At 69.4% G+C, this 14503-nt stretch carries 11 protein-coding genes; 2 read left to right on the top strand and 9 right to left on the bottom strand.

The window, feature by feature from the left end; genetic code table 11:
• Positions 1–2 precede the first annotated feature (2 nt).
• Together EDD27_RS26035 and EDD27_RS26030 are read right to left on the bottom strand one after the other, a co-directional pair.
• Positions 3–1061, bottom strand: a complete 1059-nt coding sequence (locus EDD27_RS26035) for a tetratricopeptide repeat protein (protein ID WP_127934715.1) — start codon at positions 1059–1061, stop codon at positions 3–5.
• Between the two features lie 657 nt (positions 1062–1718).
• Positions 1719–3188 carry a family 43 glycosylhydrolase gene (locus tag EDD27_RS26030; protein WP_338324665.1) on the bottom strand — a complete coding sequence of 490 codons (1470 nt, stop codon included), beginning with the start codon at positions 3186–3188 and terminating at the stop codon, positions 1719–1721.
• A gap of 247 nt (positions 3189–3435) precedes the next feature.
• Between EDD27_RS26030 and EDD27_RS26025 the strand changes: the two genes are divergently transcribed.
• Positions 3436–4284 (top strand): endonuclease/exonuclease/phosphatase family protein, encoded by an 849-nt coding sequence (locus EDD27_RS26025; RefSeq protein ID WP_127934713.1) that lies wholly within the window; start codon positions 3436–3438, stop codon positions 4282–4284.
• 105 nt (positions 4285–4389) lie between these two features.
• Here the strand turns inward: EDD27_RS26025 and EDD27_RS26020 are convergent, their stop codons facing one another.
• From EDD27_RS26020 to EDD27_RS25990, 7 genes are all read right to left on the bottom strand, one after another.
• Complete coding sequence (locus EDD27_RS26020) at positions 4390–4980, bottom strand: TetR/AcrR family transcriptional regulator (RefSeq protein WP_127934712.1); 591 nt, start codon at positions 4978–4980, stop codon at positions 4390–4392.
• Positions 4980–5963, bottom strand: a complete 984-nt coding sequence (locus EDD27_RS26015) for an aldo/keto reductase (protein WP_206641654.1) — start codon at positions 5961–5963, stop codon at positions 4980–4982. Before EDD27_RS26015 ends, EDD27_RS26020 begins: the two co-directional genes overlap by 1 nt.
• Positions 5964–6214: 251 nt before the next feature.
• Positions 6215–8386: a glycoside hydrolase family 43 protein gene (locus tag EDD27_RS26010; protein ID WP_127934710.1), complete on the bottom strand. Its 2172-nt coding sequence runs from the start codon at positions 8384–8386 to the stop codon at positions 6215–6217.
• A 3-nt stretch (positions 8387–8389) separates the two neighbouring features.
• Positions 8390–9199, bottom strand: a complete 810-nt coding sequence (locus EDD27_RS26005; protein ID WP_127934709.1) for a carbohydrate ABC transporter permease — start codon at positions 9197–9199, stop codon at positions 8390–8392.
• Positions 9196–10110, bottom strand: a complete 915-nt coding sequence (locus tag EDD27_RS26000) for a carbohydrate ABC transporter permease (protein ID WP_127934708.1) — start codon at positions 10108–10110, stop codon at positions 9196–9198. The genes EDD27_RS26005 and EDD27_RS26000 overlap by 4 nt, the downstream gene beginning before the upstream one ends.
• Positions 10110–11441 carry an ABC transporter substrate-binding protein gene (locus EDD27_RS25995; RefSeq protein ID WP_206641653.1) on the bottom strand — a complete coding sequence of 444 codons (1332 nt, stop codon included), beginning with the start codon at positions 11439–11441 and terminating at the stop codon, positions 10110–10112. Before EDD27_RS25995 ends, EDD27_RS26000 begins: the two co-directional genes overlap by 1 nt.
• A gap of 452 nt (positions 11442–11893) precedes the next feature.
• A complete protein-coding gene (locus tag EDD27_RS25990) occupies positions 11894–12895 on the bottom strand; it encodes a LacI family DNA-binding transcriptional regulator (RefSeq protein WP_127934707.1) in 1002 nt (333 codons plus the stop codon).
• A 128-nt stretch (positions 12896–13023) separates the two neighbouring features.
• On the opposite strand from EDD27_RS25990, the gene arfA reads away from it, so the two are divergent.
• Positions 13024–14502 (top strand): arabinosylfuranosidase ArfA, encoded by a 1479-nt coding sequence (gene arfA, locus EDD27_RS25985; protein ID WP_127934706.1) that lies wholly within the window; start codon positions 13024–13026, stop codon positions 14500–14502.
• The last annotated feature ends 1 nt before the right edge of the window (position 14503 follow it).

The raw sequence follows: 14503 nt of genomic DNA, 5'->3' as shown, positions 1-14503 counted from the left end.
CCTCATCTCCTGCGAAGTCGCGCGATTAGCTTGCCCAGTCCGTTGGACTGCGGGTTCAGCCTTTGGTTCACGAGCCTGGCCAGCATTTTCGCCCTCCATGTCATGCCGAGGCTCATCAGTTGCTCGACGATGTCGGAGGCCAGCTCGGGCAGATCGGCAAGGGCGTCGGTGCGGCGGATGCGCGTCACGAACTCGGCGAAGGCCCTCTCGGCGTGGTCCTTTGCTTCCGGCGTGCGCCCCAGCAGCATGTGGAGCTTGCTCAGGTTGTTCAGCGCAATCGCGTAATTGAGACTGTCGGGCATGTGGCCGTAACGGTGTGCCTCCTTGTAGCTGAGCACGGCCTCCTCCATCACGGGAAGCGCGTCCGCCGGTCGCTCGAGGTTCGCCAGTGCCGTCGCCTTGAGATCGAGGGAGTTCGCCAGCAGGCGGGCCCGCGCCCCTTCGGAACCACGGGCACGCAGCCGTCGCGCGATCGTCACCGATTCCTCCGCGGGAGCCAGGATCTCCTCGTGCCGCTCGGCGTCCCGCAGGGCGAAGCAGACCGTGTGCAAGGCACCCGCGAGGTAGTAGTCGTGCTCTCCGGGTTGCTCCTCGGCCAGCTGCCGCCATATCGCCAGGGATTCCCTGGCCGCGCTGAGCGCCGCGCTGTGGTCACCGACTCGCGACAGCGTAAAACTGGTGAGGTCCAGGGCATGGGCGAGCTGGCTCTCGTACACGTCGGGCTCCGCACGCGCCATCGACCGGATCAGCCCCAGGCCCTCCTCCAAGAAGTCCTGGGCCTTGGCGTTCCAGCCGAGGTTGTATTGGGCGAAGCCGAGCCAGCACAGCATCAGCCCCAGTTGCGGAATGGAGCTCGGATTGCGTCCGAGAAGCCGCCGGTGCAGCGCGATGCCTTCCTCCAGCAGCTCGAGGTAGGAGGTGGTGATCGGGCCACCGATGTCTTTCAGCTCCATGCAGAGGGTGTACAGCGCGAGAGCGAGCTCTGGTTCGTAGGTATCGGGGTCCGCTCTTGCCAATTCCCGGAGTCGCATCACTTGTGCCCGCAAGGTCTCAACGCTCACGACTCGTCCTCCGTAAGGACCGGAGTTAGGAGCGACGATATTAACGCAGAGCGCACCGCCAGGCAGGCTCATGCCGCCGGTTGTATCCGGAAGGTGCGGATCTGGAAGGGGTGCAGGGTGACGCTAGTCGACGGTCGCCACCCAGTCGTCGCCCACGGTGGCCAGCTTGCCCTCCACCTGCCCGATCGGCTTGCCGGTGCGCAGGGGGTCCGCTTGTCAGTGCCGTCAACCAGTGCTTCCCGCGCTGCCCTTTCGGCAGGGTGCTCATCACCAGCGTCGTGCCGTCCCCGGCCAGTATGCCCAGCACGTGCTCGGTGGGGACGTCCAGCGCACCCGCCCGGTCCGGGCGTCCCGCGCGCTGAGCATGCAGTCGTCCTGCCGCGTGGTCTGCTTGCCCCCGGCAGACCGCCGCTGCTTTCACCGTAGCGGTGGGGGTCGGAGTGGGGGTTGGTGATCGGGTGAGCGTGGGGGAGTGGCTCGGCGTGGCGGCCAAGGTGGCCGGAGGCGGCTGGGCGGCGGAGCAGCCCGTGCACGGCACGAGCGCTCCGCCGATCGCTGCCAGGGTCCGCTTCACCGTCGCCCATCTCCGTGTGGCTTTTGGGACGAGAGCGATGCTGGGAAGCCTGGGTACGTTTCCCGGCATGCCGGGGCGGCAGGTCAGTAGACGAAGGGCCAGCCGGCCGCGTCGTAGCCGATCTTGTTGATGCCGAGCCGGGACGAGCCGTCGCTCGCGTACCAGTGGTAGAAGAGGATGTCGCCGTCGGTGTCGGCGATGACCGCCTGGTGGCCGGGACCGCGGATGGCGCCGTGGCCGGCGAGCAGTTGCGTGCCGCCGCCGGCGGTCAGCGCCACTCCGTTGCGGTCCACGTACGGGCCGGTGACCGAGGTGGAGCGGCCGACCATGATGCGGTAGGTGCTGTCGGCCCCTCGGCAGCACAGGTCGAAGGAGACCAGCATGTAGTAGTACTGGCCGTGCCGGTGGATGAACGGGGCCTCGATCGCGCCGCCGCCGCGGCCGGCGACGCTGCGGATGGTGGTGTCCACGCGCTTGCCGGTGGACGGGTCGAGCTGGACCATCTTGATGCCTGACCAGAACGAGCCGAAGTCGAGCCACCAGCGGCCCTGTGTGTCGATGACGAGGTTGGGGTCGATCGCGTTGAAGTTGTCCGAGCTGCGCGACTCGATGACCAGGCCCTGGTTGGTCCACGACCCGGATGCCCCCGTCGTGCTGGTGGCCAGGAAGATCGCCGAATGGTTGGAGCCGAAGGTGGAGGCCGAGTAGTACATGTAATAGCGGCCGTTGACGTAGGTGATGTCCGGTGCCCACAGGGTGTTGCTGCCGGCGGTGTACGGGTGCGCCCACGGGACGCCTCCGGGGAACGCCGATCCCGCGTTGCGCCAGGCCGTCCGGTCGGCCGAGGTCTTCAGCGAGATGCCGTCACCGGTGTAGGCCAGCAGGTAGCCGCCGCTGGGAGTCTTGGTCACCTCGGGGTCGTGGACGTTGACGTCGCCGGTGACGTATCCAGGATTCGGGTACGCGGGTGGCGGCGTGGTGGGGTCGCCGAGTTCGAGGAGCTGCCACTGCTGGTTGGCCCCGTTGAGGTCGGTGTACTGGGACAGGCGGCCGCCGTCGGCGGTGGACCACTCCCACACCTCCAGGGCCTTGCCGCTGTTGCGGTTGATCAGCTTGACGAAGCCGTTGTCGGTGTCGACCACGCGGAACTGCTGGTTGGTCCCGTTGAGGTCGCTCCACTGGACGATGTCCGCACCGTCGGCGGTGGAGCGGTTGGAGACGTCGAGGACCTTGCCGCTGTGGCGTGAGCGCAGGCGGTAGTAGCCGCCACCGGAGTCGACGAACTGCCACTGCTGCCAGGCGCCGTCGTTGCGGGTCCACTGGACGATGGGGGCGCCGTCGGAGGTGGCGCGGTTGTAGACGTCGATGGCCTTGCCGCTGTGCCGGTTGATCAGCACGTAGGAAGCGTTGGTGTCGATGGTGGCGCCGGTTGCCGGGCCGGCGGCCACGAGCGCATGGCACACCACGACCAGTACCACGACGATTGCCGTGACGGCAGCTCTGAAACGGTGGCGGCGGCCGGTCTTTAAGGGATAGAGGGCGAGTGTCTTCACGGGGGTGCCTCCTTGTGTTAGCGCTAACATCCGATCCATGACTGTGGCGCCAAAACCCGGTCAAGAGGAGCTGTGAGCAAGTGTTAACGTGAACAATGCGGCCGTCAAGCCCTCGTGTCAGGCCGCAGCAGGAGCTGGGTCGGTTCGCTGTTCCGACACTGAGTGTCGCGTTGTCGGTCATGCACCGGGTGCCGCGCCGTCACCGATTCGCCATGCGGGGGTCACGGCAGGCCGTCATGATCTCGGCATGATCGTGTCACGCCTTGCACAGTTAGCCCGTCGTGCCGCCGGAGTCGCCGCGGTCGCCGTACTCGTGATCACGGGCGCCACCACCACGGCGAACGCCGCCTCCGACGTGCCCGACCGCCGCATCAGGGTCGCGACCTTCAACATCCACCACGCCCAGGGAGTGGACGACAAACTGAACCTGGAGCGGGTCGCCGACGTGATCCGCACCGGCGAGGCCGACATCGTCGGCCTGCAGGAGGTCGACCGGCACTGGTCGGAGCGGAGCGAGTTCGCCGACCAGGCGTCGTGGCTGGCCGAGCGGCTGCGCATGCACGTGGTCTACGGCGCCAACCTCGACCTCGACCCGCTGACCCCCGGCGCCCCGCGCCGCCAGTACGGCACCGCGATCCTGTCCCGGTACCCCGTCCTCGACTGGGACAACACCCTGTTGCCGCGCTACGAAGGCCACGAGCAGCGCGGCTTGCTGCGGGCCCGGATTCAGGTGCGCGGGGTGCCCGTGCAGGTGTTCAACACCCACCTTCAGCACAACGACGCCAACGAGCGTCTGGAGCAGGTACGCGCCATTCAACCGCTCGTCGCGCGCGAGGAGCCGGTGGTGCTGGCCGGGGACCTCAATGCCCGTCCCGACGCGCCGGAGATCCGCGCCTTGTCCGAAACCCTGACCGACGCCTGGCCCCGGGCGGGCCGGGGCGACGGCTACACGTACCCGGCGACGGGCCCCAACGCACGCATCGACTACGTGTTCACCTCGCCCGACGTCCGGGTCGAGTCGGCCGCCGTCGTCCAGAGCGATGCTTCGGACCACCTGCCGCTGTTCGTGGACCTGCTGGTCGGCCGCCACGGCTGAACCGGCAGTGGGGCCGCCCGGTACACCCGAAACGGTGCTGGGCGGCTCCGGTTTCGATGCGGCCGGAGATCGGGGCATCTCGCGCAGCGGGTGCGCCCGTCTCTCCTATGGACGTACGGCGAGGCCCGACAGGATGAGCGCCCAGACGGCCTCGAAGCTCTCCGCCAGCCCCGGCTCCGACCACTCGGCCGCATGGGCCGGATTGTGGAAGCGGGACGTCGCATCCAGCACGGCCCGGCCGATCGCGACGTGGCCGGCCGGTGCCGTGAACGTCCCCTGGGCCACGCCGTCGGCGACGATCCGGGCCAGCTGCCCCGCGAGGGCGTCGACATGGGCGGCGACCACTTCGCGTGCCTCCATGGTCAAAGCCACGTAGGTGGCGAACAGCTCGGGCTCCTGGCGGGCCATGGTCTGCTTTGCCGTACTGAGCGTGGTGAGCCAGCGGTGCATGCGCTCGGCCGCGGGGCCGTCCTCGGCGGCGATCTCCGCGAGCGGGTCGGAGACACCTTTGAGCCAGCGCTCGGTCACCGCGTCGCGCAGCGCCGCCTTGCTCGCGAAGTGGCGGTAGACGCTGCCGTGGCTCACGCCGAGGGCGCGGGCCACGTCGACCACGGTGGCCTTGCCCGGTCCGTAGCGGCGCAGGACCTCTTCCGCCGCTTCGAGGATCCGAGCCGGGGTGAGCGCTGTGTCGGCCATCAGCGCTCACTGTCCAGCATGGCCATCTGGTGGGAGTCGTACCGATCACCGGCGGCGGCCCCGCGCGGCACGACCTGCTCGATCGCGGCCAGGTCGTCGGCGCTCAGCTGCAGGTCGATCGCGCCCACGGCCTCGGCCAGCCGGTCGCGGCGGCGGGCGCCGATCAGCGGGACGATGTCGGTGCCGCGCGACAGCGCCCAGGCGATCGCGACCTGCGCGACCGTCGCTCCCTTGGCCTGCCCGATCTCGCGCAGGGCCTCGACGAGGGCGAGGTTGTGGTCCAGGTTCTCGGCGTTGAAGCGGGGGCTGCGCGCGCGGAAGTCGGTCGCGCCGAGGGTCCGCTCCTTCGACCAGTGGCCGCTGAGCAGGCCGCGCGAGAGCACCCCGTACGCCGTGATGCCGATGCCGAGCTCGCGCGCGGTGGGCAGGATGTCGTCCTCGATGCCGCGTGAGAGCAGGGAGTACTCGATCTGCAGATCGGTGATCGGGTGCACCGCGTGCGCGCGCCGCAGCGTCTCGGCACCGACCTCCGACAGGCCGATGTGGCGGATGTATCCGGCCTTGACCAGCTCGGCCATCGCGCCGACCGTCTCCTCGATCGGCACGGCCGGGTCCAGCCTGGCGGGGCGGTAGATGTCGATGTGGTCGGTGCCCAGGCGGCGCAGCGAGTAGGCGAGGAAGTTGCGCACCGCGGCGGGCCGGGCGTCGAAGCCGACCCAGCCGCCGCCGGGGTCGCGCATGGCGCCGAACTTGACGCTGAGGAGGTAGTCCTCGCGAGGCCGCTCGCGCAGCGCGTTGGCGATCAGCAGCTCGTTGTGGCCCATGCCGTAGAAGTCGCCGGTGTCGATCAGCGTGATGCCGGCGTCGAGGGCGGCGTGGATGGTGGCGAGACTCTCGGCCTCGTCGGCTGGGCCGTACAGGTCTGACATGCCCATGGCGCCGAGGCCGAGGTCGGACACCTGAAGTGAGTTCAAGCTTCGCATAGTGTGAGTATCAGGTATGGAATGACAGATGTCAATTTCTGTCATTCCATATCCGTCGTGCTGTCGCTCTCCGAGGCGGTGCCGGCCGGTTTGCGCCAGGAGGCAGTCCCGCGCTCACCAGGTGGAGGGTGTGGCGCAGCGGGTGGACTCGCACCGGCTCACGCTCGGCGGTGGGCCGGGCCGACGCCGCCACCCATGTATCGCCGAGGGATGAACCGGGCCCGGAGCCCGGGTGACGGGCTCCGGGACGGTCACTTGCTCCGGTAGACGCGCACGTAGTCGAACTCGGCGTCGACGGCCGGCTGTGCGCCTCCATGCGCGACCAGGCCGATGCGCGGCGCCGTGTCCTTCGGGAACGTCCACACGCCGGCCCACGTCCACGTCTTGCCGTCACGGCTGGAGCCGGCGCGGAACTCGTGTTCGCCGTTGGCCGGGTCGACGCGGTGGGCGAGCCTGAGCCATGTGGTCTTCGCGGGCGGGCCGGCGATGTTGCCGCCGTACGACAGGCGTCCGGCGAACGGGAGCTCCCTGCCGTACTCCACCTGGCGGGTGTTCCAGATGGCCACCTGGCACAGGCGGGCGAAGTCGTCGTCGGAGACGTACGCGACCAGGCCCGCCTGCTGGTAGTTGCGCACCGTGTCCTCGCCCAGGTCGAGGGTCACCTTGGTCTCGACGATGTAGTCGCCCTCGGGCGGGGTGCGGAGCAGCACGCTCGCGGCGTTGGCCGTGCCGACCAGGTCCGCTCCCTGGACCGGCCAGCGGAGCACGCCGCCGGTGACGCGGGCGGAGGTGTCCTCGCGTACCCACTGCCAGCCGCGGCCCGTGCCGTCGAACTCGTCGGCGTCGAGCAGCGTGCCGGGGCGAGGGACCGGCGCCGGGCGGGTGACCGGGGTGGACAGCCGCGCCACGCTGACGTTGTCGAAGTCGGCCTGGCCCTCGGCGACCAGCCCGAACGTGCCGGACAACGGGACGGGGGAGTCGAGGCGTACGGTGGCGCGCGGGTCGCCGAGCCGATCGGCCGAGCCGACCTGAGCGCTGATCGTCCGGCCCTTGACCGTGACGGCCAGGTTGCGCCAGGTCGCCGCGCCACCCGGAAGGGCGGCCGTCCGACGCGCCCCGCCTGCGGTCACGACCAGCTCATTGCCGGACACCAGCACGGTCGCCCCGCCGATGCGCAGCCCTCCCGACCGGCCGGTCAGCCGGAGGTCCGTCTCGGCGCGAAGGTCGCCGCCGATGCCACGCCTGGAGATCAGCGTCGCCGCCGTGCCGTTTCCGGTGCCATGCCGGACATATCCGTCCTGTACGGTCCAGCCGTCCGTGCCACGCCACCCCGACAGATCACCTGTGAAACGCTCGTCCACGGACCCACGCGTGACCGGCGCCTGCTCCGGCCGCTCGGATGGCCCGGCGCCGGCCCGCACCACCGGCCAGCCGTCGATCCAGTCCAGCCGGTCCAGCAGCATGGGCCGCTCGTTGATCCCGTAGGGCTCGTCCAGGAACGGATCCGCCCGGTCGATCGCGTGGTACAGCATCCAGTCCTGCCCGGACAGGTCCGTCAGCTGCGAGTGATGACCGGTTCCGATCCAGCGGTTGCCGTTCTGATCCAGGACGGGGGTGCCACCGGCACGGGAGGCGAGCAGCGGCTGCCCTTCGCGATCGACGAACGGCCCGCGCGGGCTGGTCGCTCGCCCGGCCAGGACCGAGTATCCGGTCGTGGGCCCGGCGCAGCAGTTGGCGGACGAGGCCAGCAGGTAGTAGAACCCGTCACGCCGTACGACATAGGCGCCCTCGGACTTGTTGTCGATGGCCACCTGGGTCGGCTGTCCCACGGTCCGCAGTCCGTCGGGGGTGAGCTCCGTAACCCACAATCCCCCGAAAAATCCGCCGAAGTAGAGGTACTTCCGCCCGTCCGCATCCGTGAACTGCGCCGGGTCGATCGTGTTCCAGTACGAGTCCCCGGCCGGCCGCGGCGGCACCACGGGAGCGGCCTGATGCGTCCACGGCCCCGTCGGCGACGGTGCCGTGGCGACCCCGATCGAGAAGTCCCACGGGTGCGGGGTGCTCGCCGTGTTGGTGACGGTGAAGTACATGACGTACCGCCCGTCGAGATACCGGACCTCCGGCGCCCACAGCAGGCTGCCGGGCGCGGCATACGGCGGCAGGTTGTCCTCCCCGAACGCGTCCCCCACGTACGTCCACTCCACGAGGTCGCTGGAGCGGGCGATGGGCAGCCGGTGGTGCCGGCCTTCCCCTTCCCGCAGCGGATCGGAGGTTCCGTAGGAGTACCAGTAGCCGTCGAGCCCTCGGATGACCGCCGGATCGGCGAAGGTGTCGGCGAAGTCGGCCGACACGGGGTTGGCGTACGAGGAGGAGGGACCGGAGAGTAAGGACAGGACCAGCGAGGCAACCGCTGCGATGCGCATGTATCAGCCCTTCAGCCCACTACGGGAGATGCCTTCGATGACGTAGCGCTGCGTCAGCGCGAACAGGATCAGCACCGGCACGCTGGCCAGCACGGCCCCCGCCATGATCACCGGATAGTCGATCGTGTACGCGCCCTGCAGGATGGACAGCCCGGGCGGCAAGGTGAAGTAGTCCGGGCTGAAGATCACGAAAATCGGCCAGATGAAGTCGTTCCAGTTGCTCAGGAAGCTCAGCACCGCGAGCGTGGCCAGGGCCGGCTTCGACAGCGGCAACGTGATCCGCAGGAAGATGTGCCAGTGGTTGGCCCCTTCCATGAGCGCGGCCTCGTCCAGCTCCCGGGGCAATCCCAGGAAGAACTGCCGCAGGAAGAACACCCCGAACGCCCCCGCCGCCCCCGGCACGATCAACGCGGTCAGGCTGTCGAGCCACCCCAGCGCGTCCACGATGAGGAACGCCGGAATGAGGAAGACGAACCCCGGCACCAGCAACGTCCCCACGATGACGCCGAACATCACCCGCTTGCCCCGGAACTCCAGCCGGGCCAGCGCGTACGCGGCCAGCGACGACACGACCAGCACGAGCAGCATCTGGCCGGTCGCGGCGATGAGGCTGTTGGCGAACCACCGCAGCACAGGCGTCTGCGTCGTGCCCTCGAAGAGAGTGCCGTAGGCCCGGGCGGTCGGCTCCGCCGGCCAGACCGTGGGCGGGACGCGGGTGGCCTCGGTCTGGCTCTTCAGCGAGGTGCCGAGCGCCCACAGCAGCGGCGCCACGAACACCACGGCCAGCGCGACCAGGACGGTGTACCGCCTCATGACCGCCCCCTGAACAGCCGGAAGTTGATCACACTGACGACGATCAGGGCGAGCGTGAGCACGTAGCTCATGGCCGAGGCGCTGCCCATTTTGTACTGGCCGAGGCCCTGGTCGAGGATGTACACGATCGCGGTCCTGGTCTCGCCGCCCGGTGCGCCCTGGGTGAGCAGGTACGACTGGCCGAACATGTTCGCCGAGGCCAGAACCGTCGTGGTGACCACGAACAACATGACCGGCCGCAGCCCGGGCAGCGTCACATGCCGGAACTCGGCCCACCGGCCGGCCCCGTCCACTTTGGCGGCGTCGTACAGCTCACGCGGAATGTCCTGCATGCCCGCCAGATAGATCACACCGTTGAACCCCAGCGTCCACCACACGGTGACGCCGACCAGCGCGACCCACCCCCACGGCAACGACGTCGTCCACGCGATGTCGGTGCCGAGCAGCCAGTCGACGAGTCCGAGGTTCGGATCGAGCAGCAGCCGCCACATGAGGCAGACGACGGCGACCCCCAGCACGTACGGCGCGAAGAACAGCCCGCGGAAGAACGTCCTGCCCCGGAAGGGCCGGTTGAGCAGCAGCGCGATCCCGAGCGGCAGCACGACCAGGAACGGCACGCTGAGTAGCGTGAACCAGCCGGTGGCCCGCATCGACATCCAGAAATCGGCGTAGACGGCCGACGACGGATCGAAGAGCGCGGTGTAGTTGTCCAGCCCCACGAACGGCCTGCCCTCGAGCAGGAAGTCCCAGTCGTGCAGGCTCACCCACACCCCGTAGATCGCCGGCGCCAGCACGAACACGCAGAACAACACCAGGTACGGGGCCAGGAACAGGTATGGAGTGGCCCGCCCCGACCAGGCGACCGGCGTCGCCGCCCTGGCCGTGGAGGCCTTCGCGGTGAGCGTGGTCATCAGGCGCCGTACTTCTTCCGGTTCTGTTCGAGGATCTTGTCCGCTTTGGCGGCCGCCTCGGTGAGCGCGTCCTTCGGGCTTTTCTTCAGCAGGATCGCCGCGTTGATGGCCTGGTCCACGACGGCGGAGGCGTCGCCGATGCCGGGCACGGACGGCAGGAAGTACAGGTTGTCGATCTGGGAGCCGATGGCCGCCTGCTCCTTGAGCGCCTGGAACTCGGCGCCGTCGCGGATGGACTTGCGCGCGGGCACCTGCCCCGCCTTGGCCCATTCGATGGAGTGTCCGCTGATCCAGTTGATGAAGACCTTGGCCGCGGTCAGCTTGTTCTGGTCGGGTTTGCGCTGCTTGAAGAGCACGAACTGGTGGGAGCCCGCCCAAGCGGCGGGCTTCGCGCCGATCTGGGGCAGCGGCGCCACGCCCCACTCCAGGTCCTTGACCGCGCGCAACGTGTTGATGGACCAGATGCCGTTCCAGTTGAAGGCGGCCTTGCCGTTCTGGAGGGCGATGAGGTCGGCGTCCTGCCCCACGTTCTTGGGGCTGTAGCCCTTGTTGACCAGCTCGACCAGCCAGGTCAGCGCCTGCACGCCGGGCTCCTCGGCGAAGCGGGAGACGCTGGCGTCGTCGGCGAACAACTGCCCGCCGTGCTGGTAGAGCAGGCTGCCGAACTGCATGTTGCCGGTGAACGGGAACGGCGTCGCCCAGTGCCCCTGGATGCCCGCCTTCTTCAGCGCTTCCAGCGCGGCCAGGTACTCCTCGCCGTTCTTGGGCGGGTTGTCCGGGTCGAGCCCGGCTTTGGACAGGACGGTCTTGTTGTAGAACATGCCGAGCGGGTGCACGTCGAGCGGGATGGAGTAGCGGGCGCCCTTGTAGACGCCGGCCTGCCAGACCGGCGGGGAGAAGTCGGCCTCGGTCAGGTTGAGCGACGTGGCGACGTCGTCGAGGGGCAGCACCACCTGGCGGGCGGCGTTGGTGGCGACGCTGTCCACGTGCATGATGCCGAGGTCGGGGCCCTGGCCGGCGGCGACCGCCGCGGGGACCTTCGCGTAGTAGTCCGCCCACTGGTAGACGTTCATGGTCACTTTGATGGCGGGGTGGGCGGCGTTGAACTGCTCGATCAGCCGCTTCATGAACGGGCCGTCGCCGCCGGTGAAGCCGTTCCAGAAGGCGAGGGAGACCGCCGGGCCCGTGTACGTGGTGGGGGCCGCCGTCGTCGCCGTCTGCTGAGGGGCCTGCCTCGGCCCGCCGCCCCCGCCGCAACCGGTGAGAACAAGGGCTCCGAGGCCGAGGCCGAGCGCCCGTCGCCGGGTGAGGTTGTCCAGGGACATCTGCATCACACTCCTGACCCATATGGTGATGCCTCGTTCTACATCGTTGTATCTAACGTTGTAAACAGCGCCGCCGGAGTTCGTTACAGCGTTGTAAATCACGCCCGGCGGCATCCCGGCCTCGGTCCGTTCGGCCCTTCGCCTGCTGGGCGGCCGGCTTCGCCGCCGACCCTGCCGGGCAGGCGTGCGCGCCCTGGCCGGAGATCTCAAGGCCGGCGCCGCCCGGCCGGCTCCGGTGGGTCCACGGTGTGCAGGGTGATGCCCTGGCCGCCTCGGCCCGGCTGGCCGGGCACGCGTGGTCCGGCGAGCGAGCGGCGGGGCAAGCGGCGCCCGGCGGCCGGTCGGCGCCTCCGGCTCGCGCGCACAGCAGGGTCAGCCCGCCTCTAACACGCCGTGAACAGCGCATCGCGAATGGGGGAGTGCCGGCGTCTCATCTCGCGGAGACGCCGGCGGGTCGGCTAGAGGGACGTGGTCTCGCGGACGAGGAGGCGGTGGGGGGCGCAGAGCTCCTGGGGCGGTGGCCCGGGGGTGCCGGCCAGGCGGGTGGCGAGGAGATCGACGGCGGACTCGGCGATGTGGGTCTTGTCCGGCGCGATCGTCGACAGGCTGGGCGTGGAGAAGCGCCCGTCCTCGATGTCGTCGAACCCGATCAGCGCCACGTCCTGGGGCACCCGCACCCCTCTGGACAGCAGCGTCCGCAGCGCGCCCAGCGCCAGCGTGTCGTTGAAGCAGAAGACCGCGTCGGGCGGCGAGCCCGAGTCGAGCAGCTGCGCCATCGCGGCCGCCCCGTCCGAGCGGTGGAAGTCGCGCACGTACGCCACCGCGTGCGCCGTCAGCGAGGCGTCGCCCAGCGCGCTCTGGAACCCGCGCAACCGCTGCTTGGACGTCATGGCCGAAGCCGAGCGCTGGGCCCCGATGGCCGCGACGCGGCGGCGGCCGAGCTCGATCAGGTGCGTCGTGGCCAGCCGCGCCGCCGCGATGTTGTCCACCGCGATGTGGTCGAGCCGCGAGCGGCCGACCCGCTCGCCGAGCAGGACCATCGGCGTCCGGTCCGACCTGGCCGACAGATCGGCCCGGGTGAGCGCGAGCGGGCTGAACAGCAGGCCGTCGATGAGCTGGGCCCTGATGCCCGACACCACCAGCAGCTCCTTGGCCCGCTCGCCCTGGGTCTGGTCGATGAGCACGGTCCACCCGTGCCGGTCGGCCGCCTCGATCACCCGGGTGGCGAGCTCCGCGAAGTAAGGGATGGACAGGTCGGGCACGGCCAGCGCGATCACGCCCGATCGCCCCTGGCGCAGGTTACGGGCCGACAGGTTGGGCCGGTAGGCCAGCTCGGCGATCGCCGCCTCGACCTTGGTGCGGGTGTCATGGCTGACGTGCGGGTAGCCGTTCACGACGTTGGAGACGGTCTTGACGGACACTCCGGCGTGCTCGGCGACGTCCTTCAGTCGTGGCCGCATGATCCCCCCTCCTGCCAGCTCGCGAAGCACTCTACAGCCAGATTTCCAACGATGGAACAATGAGCATTTACAACGTTGCATACGACGTTGTAGAAGTGGTGGAACCCACATGCGTGAGGAGCCGCCCTGTGAAGAACGCACGACTGACCCTTGATCCGGCCTTCGAGATCGCTCCCGTGAGCCGGCGGCTGTTCGGCTCATTCGTGGAGCACATGGGCCGCTGCGTCTACACCGGGATCTTCGAGCCGGGACACCCGCGCGCCGACGAGCACGGCTTCCGCACCGACGTCCTGGAGCTCACCCGCGAAATGGGCGTCAGTGTCGTGCGCTATCCGGGCGGCAACTTCGTCTCCGGCTACCGCTGGGAGGACGGCGTCGGCCCCGACCGGCCCACCCGGCTCGACCTCGCCTGGCGGCAGATCGAGACGAACCGCTTCGGGCTCAACGAGTTCATGGCCTGGACCAGGACGGCCGGGGTCGAGCCGATGATGGCCGTCAACCTCGGCACCAGGGGCATTCAGGAGGCCTGCGACCTGCTGGAGTACGCCAACCATCCGTCCGGCACGCACTGGTCGGACCTGCGTGTCAAGCACGGTGTCGCGGAGCCGTACGGGATCAAGCTCTGGTGTCTGGGCAACGAGATGGACGGACCCTGGCAGATCGGGCACAAGACCGCGGACGAGTACGGCCGGCTGGCCAACGAGACCGCCAGGGCCATGCGCATGGTGGATCCAGGGGTCGAGCTGGTGCTGTGCGGCAGTTCCAACAGCCACATGCCCACGTTCGGGGCGTGGGAGGCGACCGTGCTGGAGCACGCCTACGACGCGGTCGACTACCTCTCGCTGCACGCCTACTACGAGGAGAACGGCGACCTCGACAGCTTTCTCGCGGCGGCGGTCGACATGGACCGTTTCATCTCGTCGGTGATCGCGACCGCCGACCACGTCCGGGCCAAGCTGCGCAGGAGCAAGTCGATCAAGCTGTCGTTCGACGAGTGGAACGTCTGGAACCAGAGCCGCTACGAGGGCCGCGAGCAGGGCGACTTCGAGGAGTCGCCCGAGCTCATCGAGGACACCTTCACCGCGGCCGACGCCGTCGTGGTCGGTGACTTCCTCATCACGCTGCTGCGCCACGCCGACCGGGTGAGCGTGGCCTGTCAGGCGCAGCTGGCCAACATCATCGCGCCGATCCGCACCTCACCGGGAGGTCCGGCCTGGCGGCAGACGATCTTCCACCCGTTCGCGCTGACCGCCCGCCACGCGCGCGGCACCGTGCTGCGGGTGGAGCCGCGCTCGCCCCTGCTGGACACGTCCAGGTACGGCGAGGCGGCGCAGCTGTCCGCCGTCGCCACCGTCGACGAGGAGGGCGTGACGGTGATCGCGGTCAACAGGAGCGCCCACGAGGAGCTCGACCTGATCGCCGACCTGCGCTCCATCGGTCCCCTCCACGTGGCGGAGACGCACCTGCTGGCGGCCGGCGACGACCCGCATGCGACGGATGCGGCCGTCGTGCCCCTCGCCAACGTACGGCTCGACGGGGGAGAGCTGCGGGCCCTGCTCCCGGCCGCGTCCTGGAGCCTGATCCGTCTCACCTTCCCCAGGGACTGAG

It is taken from the genome of Nonomuraea polychroma, from assembly GCF_004011505.1.
Classification (GTDB): domain Bacteria; phylum Actinomycetota; class Actinomycetes; order Streptosporangiales; family Streptosporangiaceae; genus Nonomuraea; species Nonomuraea polychroma.
This window is presented reverse-complemented; position numbering and strand designations above follow the sequence as displayed.